Origin of the sequence: Pseudomonas sp. VI4.1 (assembly GCF_002029345.1) — a bacterium.
Taxonomy (GTDB): domain Bacteria; phylum Pseudomonadota; class Gammaproteobacteria; order Pseudomonadales; family Pseudomonadaceae; genus Aquipseudomonas.
Map to the genome: position 1 here is coordinate 1 of NZ_MULM01000056.1, position 11049 is coordinate 11049.

The 11049-nt window shown below is 60.1% G+C and carries 3 protein-coding genes and 8 pseudogenes; 3 read left to right on the top strand and 8 right to left on the bottom strand.

Annotation, left to right across the window (positions count from 1 at the left end; translation table 11 throughout):
• Window positions 1-1625, top strand: a pseudogene (locus tag BZ163_RS01335) (RHS repeat domain-containing protein); the annotation flags it as partial.
• Window positions 1625-2482 (top strand): RHS repeat-associated core domain-containing protein, encoded by an 858-nt coding sequence (locus BZ163_RS01340; protein WP_143510990.1) that lies wholly within the window; start codon window positions 1625-1627, stop codon window positions 2480-2482. The pseudogene BZ163_RS01335 and the gene BZ163_RS01340, both read left to right, overlap by 1 nt.
• A 90-nt stretch (window positions 2483-2572) precedes the next feature.
• Here BZ163_RS01340 and BZ163_RS01345 read toward each other — a convergent pair whose 3' ends face one another.
• Together BZ163_RS01345 and BZ163_RS01350 are read right to left on the bottom strand one after the other, a co-directional pair.
• The gene (locus BZ163_RS01345) at window positions 2573-3301 is read right to left on the bottom strand and encodes a response regulator transcription factor (RefSeq protein WP_128869493.1); all 729 of its coding nucleotides are present in this window, start codon (window positions 3299-3301) and stop codon (window positions 2573-2575) included.
• Window positions 3302-3351: 50 nt separating this feature from the next.
• Window positions 3352-3636, bottom strand: a complete 285-nt coding sequence (locus BZ163_RS01350; RefSeq protein WP_128869494.1) for a LuxR family transcriptional regulator — start codon at window positions 3634-3636, stop codon at window positions 3352-3354.
• 485 nt (window positions 3637-4121) lie between these two features.
• On the opposite strand from BZ163_RS01350, the pseudogene BZ163_RS01355 reads away from it, so the two are divergent.
• Window positions 4122-5308: pseudogene (locus BZ163_RS01355) on the top strand (pyridoxal phosphate-dependent aminotransferase).
• Window positions 5309-5451: 143 nt separating this feature from the next.
• Here BZ163_RS01355 and BZ163_RS01360 read toward each other — a convergent pair.
• The 6 pseudogenes from BZ163_RS01360 to BZ163_RS35235 all read right to left on the bottom strand — a co-directional run.
• Window positions 5452-6427: pseudogene (locus BZ163_RS01360) on the bottom strand (NAD(P)-dependent oxidoreductase).
• Between the two features lie 21 nt (window positions 6428-6448).
• Window positions 6449-7748 (bottom strand): annotated as a pseudogene (locus tag BZ163_RS01365) (MFS transporter).
• A gap of 45 nt (window positions 7749-7793) precedes the next feature.
• Window positions 7794-8841: pseudogene (locus BZ163_RS01370) on the bottom strand (sugar kinase).
• Window positions 8834-9611 (bottom strand): annotated as a pseudogene (locus tag BZ163_RS01375) (sugar phosphate isomerase/epimerase family protein). Before BZ163_RS01375 ends, BZ163_RS01370 begins: the two co-directional pseudogenes overlap by 8 nt.
• A gap of 154 nt (window positions 9612-9765) precedes the next feature.
• A pseudogene (locus BZ163_RS01380) lies at window positions 9766-10788 on the bottom strand (LacI family DNA-binding transcriptional regulator).
• Between the two features lie 132 nt (window positions 10789-10920).
• Window positions 10921-11049, bottom strand: a pseudogene (locus BZ163_RS35235) (LysE family translocator); the annotation flags it as partial.

The following is an 11049-nucleotide window of genomic DNA, read 5'->3' on the forward strand; positions in this document are numbered from 1 at the left end:
ACGGGGTCGAGGAGCACGAGGTCAGCGACCCGATCACACAGACCACCACGACCTGGATCGAGGGCATGGGCAAGACCGTCACCCACAACAACCTGTTTGACAAGCCCGACAACGTCAAGCGTTACAAGCAAGGCGACGAACCGAGCGACCCGCTAGCCGAGCCGTACAGCGAGCACCGCTATCACTATGATGGCCTGGGGCGTACGGCCCATGAGTTCGATGCCCTGGGCTACAAGACAGCCTATGTGTATGACGTTTTTGACCGCATGGTCGAGAGCACCTTGCCAGATGGGGCCGTGGTTGAACGTCGTTATGCACCTCATAGCAGCGAGGACCTGCCCATCTGGATAGGCGTCAACGCGAAAGAGTTGGGCCAGCAAGCGTTCGACGGTCTCGATCGTATGATCAAATCGATCACCGGGGGCCGTGTCACTGTCTATGGTTTCAAACCGGGCGAGACTCAACCCTGTAAAGTCAAGCGCCCATCGCTCGTGGAAGTCGACTACGAATATGTGCCGGCCTTGGGTGAGGAGCCGACTAAACGTAGCACCGCCAGTATCGCAGGCAGTGCGGCGGGCATTGCTGCAACCTACAACTACGATCTGCAAAACGCCCGCCTGGACTGGAGTGAAGAAAGCGGGTTGAAACTTTCTCGCACGTACTACTCCACCGGGGAGATAAGGAGCGAAACCCGGGAACAGCCAGGCCACGAGCCAGCCACGATGGAATATCACTACAGCAGGCAAGCCCGACTGTTGAAGTACGTTGACGTACTTGAACAGGATCAAGTCTATGACTACAAAAAATCCAGCGGCCAGTTGATGGGCACGAGATTGGGCACTACCGCTGCCACGTTCGCCTACAACGCCCAAGGCCAGACCGAGCGTATCGAAACCACGGACGGCCCACTGAGCCTGAAGATCAAGTTGACGTACGACGATCAGGGGCGCGAAATATTACGCGAGTTCGATTTTGGCGAGGGTAGAACGCAACAACTGAGCCAGGCTTACAACGTCGTCGATCAATTGATCCACCGCGCCTTGACCGAAGGCGAGACAGTCTTGCGCGACGAAACCTATGACTACGACGCTCGCGGGCGTCTTCAATTGTACATCTGCACGGGCACGCAACAACCTCTGGACCCTTACAACAAACCTATCGATATGCAGATTTTCATCTTCGACGAACTGGATAACCTGATACAGGTGCAAACCACTTCTCCTGATGGCACCAACTTTGCCGAATATTCCTATGACAACCCGCTGGATCCCACGCAGTTGAGTACTGTGCTCAATGATCATGAAGATTACCTACCCAAGGAAATCAAGCTGGTTTACAACGACGACGGCGATATGGTGAGCGATGAAGCAGGGCGCACACTCGGGTATGACGACCTGGGCCGTTTGATCAGTGTCAGCGGGCTGCCTGGTGAAACGCCGAGTGGTTACACCTACGATCCTCTGGATGTGCTTGCCAGCCAGAGCAGCGGTACCGATCAACAGCGCCGTTTTTACCGGGACGGTGAGATTCACACACTGCAGCAGGGCTCCAACAGCAGCACATTCATGCAAGCCGACGGCAGGGTGCTCGCCGAGCATCAGGAAGGTGCTGGCCCAAAGTCTTGATGCTGGCCGGCGATGACAAGAACAGCGTGCTGCGTGAAGCAGGGTCCGGCACGGACAATGACTTCGCTTATTCGGCCTACGGTCATCGCAGTGGCGAACACCCGGCAAGTACTCATCTGGGGTACAACGGTGAATTGCGGGAGGCGCACACCGGCGGTTATTTACTGGGGAATGGGTATCGGGCGTTTAGTCCGTTGTTGATGAGGTTTAACAGTCCGGATAGCTGGAGTCCGTTTGGGGTGGGGGGGTTGAATGCGTATACGTATGTGTTGGGCAATCCCATTAAATATACGGATGAGACGGGACATATGCCGTTTGGAAAATTGTTCAAAACTGTTTCGAACAAGGGGCGCGTTGTCACCGGGGGGAGTCAAACTAGTCAGGCAACTGTGGGCGTTGTTGCCCCAAAGGGCGCGCGCGCTGTGGTAAATAGTGTTGATGATTCTCTAAGCGGTTGGTTGGTAAATGGTCAACCCCATACGTCAGCAACGAGAGTTACGCCATCAGTTGATCCTAGCCTAAATTCTGATAGCGTATCACGTCTTGGACCGACACCTTCTTCTACCGGTTCTTCTTCAAAAACGGTCACGTTCGCGGAACCCAAAGCGTCTCGAGCTGCGTCGACTGCACCTCCTGTTCCTCCTGCAACAAACGCAGGGCCCTCTAGAGCGAGTCCAAACGAACCTCGAGCAAGACGGGCGCCTAATCCACTCAGCAAAAAGCAGTACGACAAGTTGGGGCCCGTCTACCAGCGAGACTACCTGGATAGAGGAGGTGTTGATCCGTATACGGGATTCCATGGTGCGACACAACAAATAGCAATAGATGTACGCAAAACTAAAGATAGATTTAAGTGAGGCCGGCTACTAAACGAGTCGGATAATCTCGAAGCGTCCCGGCTGTTCCGGTACACTTCCTTCTGATTCCGTTAACCCTTATCAGGACCTTCAGTATCTCAACCCGCTCACCCGCGCAAACTCCACCAACCCACCGTCATGGCCAAGTCCCAACTTGTCCATGGCGGTACGTTTTTGTCGGCTGATGGTTTTCTCGCTGCGGTTCAGTTGCGCGGCAATCTGTCGTCCGGACAGCCCCTGCACGAACAACCGCACCACTTCCAGCTCGCGCTGGGAAAGGCTGACCAAAGGCTCGGCGATGCCTGACGAGGGCAACGCCTGGGCATCGAGGATTCTACCGAAGGCAGGGCACAGATATCGACGCCCTCTTGCCACCGTGTATACCGCCTGCTTCAACTCGCTCAAGGGGCTGCGTTTGTCGAACAGACCGCGAACCCCTGAATTAAGCAACGCCTGCAGCAGGGAAGGGTTGCGCAGCATGGTCATCACGATCAAGGGTATCTGTCCGAAATGGCGTTTCAGGTAACCCGTTAATGCCAAACCATCCGGCAAGCGCCCGTAGGGCATCGAGTAATCGCTGATCAACAGATCGCAGGGCGTGCAATGCAGATGAGCGATCAACTCATCGGCGTCGTGGGCTCGGGCGACAATGGAGAATGTGTTGCCGAGGGCCATTTCAACCCCCAGCAGTACCACGGGGTGGTCGTCGGCGAGGATGATGCGCAGTGTTTTGTCCGGCTGTTGCCTGTGCGATACCGGCATATCGTCACAGGCTGTTTCGCGCAGCGGGGTCAACCGTGTGGCGTGTTCCATATTCATGAATTGTCTCTACAGGGGCATGTAACGCTGACCGCTGCAGAGGGGCTGGTTCAAGACGATTGGATCAGGCCTTGTTCCAGCGCCATGACCATGGCGATCCAGCGCGATCTCACGCCGAATTTTCGGCGGATGTTACAAAAGTGGTAATTCACACCGGCCTCGGTGCAGTCGATTATCTGGGCGATTTCCCAGGACGATTTTCCAATGGCGCTCCATTGCAAGACTTCCTTCTCCCTGGCGGTGAGCTTGATGGCCTGGGGTTGGTTGCACTCCGGTGGCTGGAAGCTTGCCCGGGCAGGTGATGACCGGACTGAGTCGGTAGTGGAACGGTACATAATTGAATCTCCCATTCATCATCATTGACGGCGTGGGCGCGGCAGAATCTTCCTATTTCTAAAAGGCATGGTTCGCGCGGCCGTCCTTCAGACCTCGGTGGCGGGGCTGTAGGCACGGTTTCGTTATAGCGCGATTGGCGCGTCTTGGAACCTGTCACAAATTACAGGTGCGGACTTTAAAGAGGCTTTGAGGAAAGAGCTGTCAGCCGATGCTATTCCGCATGTAGGAATTTTCCTTTCATTCCATCGCCCGCAGCTTTGGAAATCAACTTCTTGATTTGCGGGGCTTTTTGAACGAGGGCAGCAGGAGGCACAGTGCAAGCGATGCCGCTGGAAAAAGACCGGTTCGGCCATCCCCCAGCCAAGGATAAAAATCCTGGGTACTCGCTCGCCTGCTGGCTGCGCTGGCGAATTAGCTGCCAGGGTGGCGCGTTTGGTGATTTGATATAGGGTTGAATCAGGATTTCGCGCGACTGGAGAACTACATGCGCTATTCAGGCTTGACCCAACGCATCGCCGGTGAAGGCGCCGCGGCCTGGCACATTCATAACCGCGCGCTGGAATTGCGCGAACAGGGCGTCGATGTACTGCTGTTGTCAGTCGGCGATCCGGACTTCGATACACCTTTACCCATCGTTCATGCGGCCATCGACAGCCTGTTGGCCGGCGACACCCATTATTCCCAGGTGCGCGGCAGTCGAGGCTTGCGTGACAGCATCGCCCGTCGTCATCGCCAGCGCAGTGGTCAGGCGGTGGAGGCCGATCATGTGATCGTGTTGCCCGGCGCCCAGTGCGCGGTATATTCGGTGGCGCAATGCCTGCTTGATCCGGGCGATGAAGTGATCGTCGCCGAACCGATGTACGTCACCTATGAAGGCGTGTTTGGTGCCATCGGGGCCACCGTGGTGCCGGTGGCGGTGCGTCCCGAGAATGGCTTCAGGGTCGACCCGGCGGATGTCGCAGCGCGGATTACGGCTAAAACCCGGGCGATTTTGCTCAACAGCCCGAACAATCCCTCTGGCGCCAGTTTATCGCTGCCGATCTGGCAGAAACTGGCAGCTCTCTGCGTTCGTCATGACCTGTGGTTGATCAGCGACGAGGTCTACAGCGACCTGTTGTACGAGGGCGAGCACATTAGCCCGGCTAGCCTGCCGGGGATGGCCGAGCGCACGGCGACGATCAACAGCCTGTCCAAATCCCATGCCATGAGCGGCTGGCGAGTGGGTTGGGTGATCGGGCCGAAACGCCTGGCCGATCACCTGGAGCACCTGTCGCTGTGCATGCTGTTCGGCATTCCGGATTTCATTCAGAACGCGGCGCAATTGGCGCTGGATAAGGACTTGCCAGAGGTGGCGTTGATGCGCGACGAGTATCGCCGGCGTCGCGACCTGGTGTGCGCGAGCCTGGGCGAGTGTCCGGGGCTGCGGCCGATCCGCCCCGATGGCGGGATGTTCGTGATGTCGATGTGCGCCAGACCGGGTTATGCGCCCAGGGCTTCGCCGAGCGGCTGCTGGAGGGATACGGCGTGTCGGTGCTGGCCGGGGAGGCGTTCGGGCCGAGTGCGGCGGGGCATATCCGGATCGGGTTGGTGGTGGATCGGCTGAAGCTGGCGGATGCTTGTCGGCGGATCGCGCTGTGTGCGGCGGATCTGCTGGAGGCTCGGCGGGCCTGATAGATGTGTGTCGGGTTTGCCGGCCCCTTCGCTGGCAAGCCCGCTCCTACAGGGATCTACGGCGTACACAATATCTGTGTTCGGTGCAGATCCCTGTAGGAGCTGGCTTGCCAGCGAAGACTATCGCATAAACGCTAGATCCATCAGGCCTTCCACGCTTGCACATTCACCAAATTAGCCGGCCGCTCCCCAGCCAGCGCCGCCAGCAGATTATCCACCGCACAACGAGCCATGGCCTCGCGCGTCTCATGGGTCGCCGAACCAATATGCGGCGTCGCCACCACATTGTTCAATTGCAACAACGGCGAGTCGGGATTCAACGGCTCGCGCTCGAACACATCCAGCCCCGCCGCGCGAATCTGCCCCTCACGCAATGCCTCGATCAACGCCGCTTCATCCACCACCTTGCCCCGGGAAATGTTGATGAAGATCGTCTCGGGCCCCATCAGCGCAAACTGTTCGGCGCCAATCAGCCCCTCGGTTTCAGCCGTCAGCGGCAGCGTCAGGCAGACGAAATCCGCCTGCTGCAACAGCGCCGGCAAGCTGCGGTATTGCGCATCGAAACGCTGTTCCACCGCCGGTTTCGGCGAATGGCTGTGGTAGATGACCGGCATGCCAAAACCAAAGTGTCCACGCTGCGCCAGCGCCTCGCCGATGCGCCCCATGCCGATGATACCCAGGACCTTGCCGTGCACGTCGGTGCCGAACTGCGCAGGGCCGACATTGCGCGTCCACTCGCCGGCGCGAACCACGTTGGCCAGTTCCACGACACGCCGGGCCGTCGCCAGGATCAGTGCGAAACCGGTGTCGGCGGTGGTTTCGGTGAGCACGTCCGGGGTGTTGCTGAGCAGGATTCGCCGCTCGGTCAGGTAATCGATGTCGTAGTTGTCGACGCCCACGGAAACGCTGGCGATCGCTTCAAGGTGAGGCGCCAGGTCCAACAGCGCGGCATCCAGTTTCAGGCTGGCACCGAGCAAGCCGTGAGCCCGGGGCAGGGCTTCGCGCAATTGCGCCAGGCCGTTGGCGTCGAGGCTTTCGATCAGGGTCACTTCAGCCTGCGCCTGCAGGCGCGCCATCAGCAGGCTACAGCTTCTTGTATAGAACAACCTGCTTTTTCATGGTGGTCATCTCAATCTAGATTCAGGAATGGGCCGCGGTACGGCGTGTCAGCGCGACTCCGGGCCGCTCCCGGTCACTGGCGCCGGGCTTGAGGAAAAGCGTCAGCACCACCGACAGCATTAGCGCACCGCTCATCAACAGGTAGGACGCGCCGGGCGAACCGGTGGAGCTGTTCAGGTAACCGACCAGATAGGAGCCGCCGAACGAACCGAGCGCTCCCATGCCTGTTGCTCAGTGCCATGGCGCCACCGGCGACGTTGGCGGGAAGGATTTCCGGGACGATGGCAAAAAACGGCCCGTAAGGCGCGTACATGCACGCGCCGGCAATCACCAGCAGGGTGTAGGACCACCAGAAATGTTCGGCGCCCAGGGCGTAGGAGCCGTAGAACGCAATCGAGGCGATCAGCAGCGGCGGCCAGACGAAGCGTTTACGTTTTTGCAGTTTGTCCGAGCCCCAGGACACCAGCAGCATGCCGATCACGGCGGCCAGGTACGGCAGCGCCGACAGCCAGCCGGCCTCGATCATGTCCATTTGCGCACCGGCCTTGAGGATCGACGGCAACCAGAGCACGAAGCCGTAGACGCCGATGCTCCAGCAGAAAAACTGCAGGGCGAGGATGATCACTTTGGGCGAGCGGAAGGCTTCAGCGTAGTTCTTCACCGCCTTGATGCCCACCTGTTCGGCGGCCAGGGCGCTTTCCAGGTCCTGTTTTTCCTGGTCGGTCAGCCACTTGGCCTGGGCCGGACGGTCATCGGCCAGGCGCCACCAGATAAACGCCCAGAGCACCGCCGGCAAGCCTTCGATGATGAACATCCAGCGCCAGCTGTAATGCTGCACCAGATAGCCCGACACCACCGACATCCAGAGCATGGTCACCGGGTTGCCGAGGATCAGGAAGGTATTGGCGCGCGAGCGTTCGGCACGGGTGAACCAGTGGCACAGGTACACCAGCATCGCCGGCATGACCGCGGCTTCGACCACGCCGAGCATGAAGCGGATGACGATCAGCCAGTAGGCGTTGGAGACGATCCCGGTCAAGGTGGCCAGGCTGCCCCAGAGGATCAGGCTGACGAAAATCAGTTTTTTCACGCTGTGTTTCTGTGCGTAGATCGCACCGGGCACCTGGAAGAAAAAGTAGCCGAGGAAGAACAGCGCGCCGAGCATGGATGACAGGCCGGGGGTGATCATCAGGTCCGCCGCCATGCCGGAGGCGGCGGCGAATCCGTAGTTGGCGCGGTCCAGATACGCCAGGCTGTAGGTGATGAACACGATGGGCATGATGTACCACCAGCGGCGGGCGGCGAGGGTTGCGGTTTTCATGGTGGTGCTCCTGAGCTTGTTGTTTTTGTCGCAGCAGGTAACGGGTTAAAAATTTTCAGTGACTGTGCGGGCCTCTTCGCGGGCAAGCCCGCTCCCGCAGGGGTTGTGTGAACACTGCAGATCCCCGGTGGGAGCGAGCCTGCTCGCGAAGGCGGCCTCGAATTCGACGGACATTTCGGACCGAGTAGGCAACCCCTCCATATCCCCCCGACTCTGCACCGCCCGGCTGCCAATCCAGTTGGCGCGCTTCACGGCGTCGGCAAAACTGTGGTTTTCCAGGAGGGCGCTGATCATGCCGACGGCAAACCCGTCGCCGGCACCGACCGTATCGACCACCGTTGCTACGGGCACGCCGGCGACAAAACCCTGATCCAGACGGGTGCGGTAATACGCTCCATGCGGCCCCAGCTTGATCGCCACGGCTTCGGCGCCCTGGTCGAGGTAAAACGCCGCGATGTCGGCCGGGTCTTCGAAACCGGTCAGCAGGCGACCTTCGCTCAAGCCCGGCAGCACCCAATGGGCGAGGGCGGCGAGGCGATTGATTTCGCCGATCATCTGTTGCGTGCTGGCCCACAGGCTCGGGCGCAGGTTCGGGTCGAAGGACACACTGCGCCCGGCGTCGCGCATGCGGGTCATCAATTCAAAGGACATTTCCCGGGCACTGGCAGACAGCGCCGGGGGGAATGCCGGTGGCGTGCAGGTGCCGGGCCTTGAGCAACTCGGGCATGACGGACTGCGGCGACAAATGACTCGCCGCCGATCCGCGCCGGAAGTACTCGACCACCGGATCGCCGCCATCATCGGTGCGAGACTTGAGCTGAAAACCGGTCGGGTGCGCGCTATCGATGGCGACGTTGCTGCAGTCCAGGCCTTCTTTCTCCAGGGTGTCGACGACGAAGCGACCCAGGGAATCGGCACCGACGCGGCTCAGCCACGCCACCTTGAACCCCAGACGCGACAACCCGATGGCGACGTTGCTGTCGGCGCCGGCAATGCGTTTGTGGAAATGACCGACCTCGGCCAGTTCACCGTTCTGCTCGGCAACGAACATCGCCATGGTTTCGCCAAACGACAGGATATCGAATTCAGACATGAGCGCGCTCCAGGCGGTGTTGGCCGAGGCGGGCAAGCGTCGCGACGTGGTCGGTGGTGAGTTGCAGCAAATCCTCGCCTTGCAGCGGATATTCCGCCGCCCGCATCACACCTTGGGCCATGTGCCGCAGCAGTTGTTCCCACAGTTGCAGGTCGCTGGCGGTCGGTGGGATAGCGACCAGTTTGCCGTCGGCGCGGCGCGACACGGCCTTGCAGTGCACATAACCGACGTGGCGACCGAGCAGCCGCGCGGCGTTGGCGGCCGGCTGGTCCTGCCAGTGCCAGTGCGATGTCGAAGGTCATTTTGATCGGCAGGTGGTGTTGCTCGACGGCGGCGAAAAAGCGCTGGAAGGGTTCGATGCGCCCGCCGTGCAGGGTCTGGTCGTTTTCCACCAGCAACTGCACGGTACTCTTGCCCAGCAGTTGATTCAGGGTTTGAAGGTCGCAGGTGTCGGTGAAATAGCCCAGGGAAACCTTCAGCCATTTGGCGCCGAAGGCCTGGGCGCGTTGCAGGGCCTCGGCCAGTTCGGGATTGGGTTTCGACTGCCGCCAGCCACAGCTCCATCGGCGAGGAATACACGCTTTCGAGGCCTTGGGCGCGGGTGGCGTCGGCCAGCTGTAACGGGTCTTCGACGGTCAACAGTTCTTCGCGCCACTCGATGCGGGTGGCGCGGCGGCGGCCAGGATGTCGATGAAGCTGCCTTGGCCACGTTGGCGCACCAGGTCGGCGCCGTAGCTGGAGAGGCTGATGGAGACGGGTGGTTTATTCATTGTTATTGACCTCTGAAACCGGTTTCATTTTTGTTCGAAAAAAGGGTGTTCAATTGAATTCGGTGGTGATTGTTCGGGCGACTTCGCTGGCAAGCCAGCTCCTACGGGAGACCGCGGTGCCTGTGCAGGAGCTGGCTTGCCAGCGAAGGCGTCGTCACGTTGGAACACTGGTCGACCCCCTTACAATCAACCGCGCCGAAAAATCCACAGTCCGCACCGGCCCGTCATCCCCGCGCAACCGCTTGAGCAAACACTCGAACGCACTGGCGCCGATCTCTGCCGTCGGCTGGGCGAGGGCGGTGATGCCGCTGCCCACCAGCGGGTACCAATCCAGGTCATCGAGGGCGATCAGGCCGACATCCTCGAACAGGTTGCACTGCAATTCGCGCAGTGAATGGGTGCTGGCCAGCGCCGCAATACCGTTCGCGCAGAACAGTGCTTTCGGCCCGGGGCCAGGGTTATCGAGGAAAGTTTTCAGCTGCGCCGTCAGTCCGCTGCCGGTTTCGATCAGGGTGCCGCGAAGGGCCGGACGCTGGGCAATCTGCGGCCCTGAAGCTGCTGACCCGCTCGATTCGCGAACTGGTGCCGTCGAACGGTTCGGTGACCAGCAGCACGTCGCGATAGCCGCGGTCTTCAAGGTGGGCGACGGCCATTTCGACCGCCGCCGGGTTGTCCAGCCCGACCAGATCGCTCTCGAGTTGCTCGACTTTACGGTCTACCAGCACCAGCGGCATTTCCCGATGCAGCTCGCGCAATTCATCGCGGTGGTGGCCGAGGGTATTCACGATCAGGCCTTCGATGTTGTAGGAGCGCAGCAGGGCCAGGTGCTGGCGTTCCTGCTCGTCATCGCGGTCGGTGTTGCACACCACCAGGCTGTAGCCATGCTGACGGCAGGCGGTTTCCACCCCGTGCATCACGGCAATCGAATAAGGGTTGCGGATATCGGCCACCAGCATGCCGATCTGCGCGTGCGGCCGCGCTTCAGGCCGCGGGCCATCTGGTTCGGGCGGTAGCCCAGTTCGGCAATTGCCTGCTCGATGCGCAATGCGATCGCATCGGAGAGCAGGGCGCGGTCTTCGCCGATGAACCGCGAGACGCTGGCCTTGGAAACCTTGGCATGTTCAGCCACGTCGAGCATGGTCACGCGGCTGCGTTGGGCGGCGGAAAAATCGTTCACGGTCTGAAACCTTTTATTGGATTTATTAGGTTTGCGTGCCTGGCACTGAAACCGGTTTCAGAAGACACCAGAAACGAATCCGCCGTCAAGTGCCGGATTGATCGAACAACGAAAAATGTCGACGGGTGGTGCTCAGGTCAACACGCCCAACCAGGTCGATCCCAGCAGTAACAGGGCCATGCAGCGATTGAAACCTTGCATCGCCCGCGGCGAGCGCAACCAGCCCGTTGAGCCCGCGCCGAGCAAGGCCCAGACGCCGAG

What these genes read in the sequence shown, in the direction of transcription:
- BZ163_RS01340 (WP_143510990.1), top strand. Translation starts at nt 1,625, where the DNA reads ATGCTGGCCGGCGATGACAAGAACAGCGTGCTGCGTGAAGCAGGGTCC.
- BZ163_RS01345 (WP_128869493.1), bottom strand. Translation starts at nt 3,301, where the DNA reads ATGAATATGGAACACGCCACACGGTTGACCCCGCTGCGCGAAACAGCC.
- BZ163_RS01350 (WP_128869494.1), bottom strand. Translation starts at nt 3,636, where the DNA reads ATGTACCGTTCCACTACCGACTCAGTCCGGTCATCACCTGCCCGGGCA.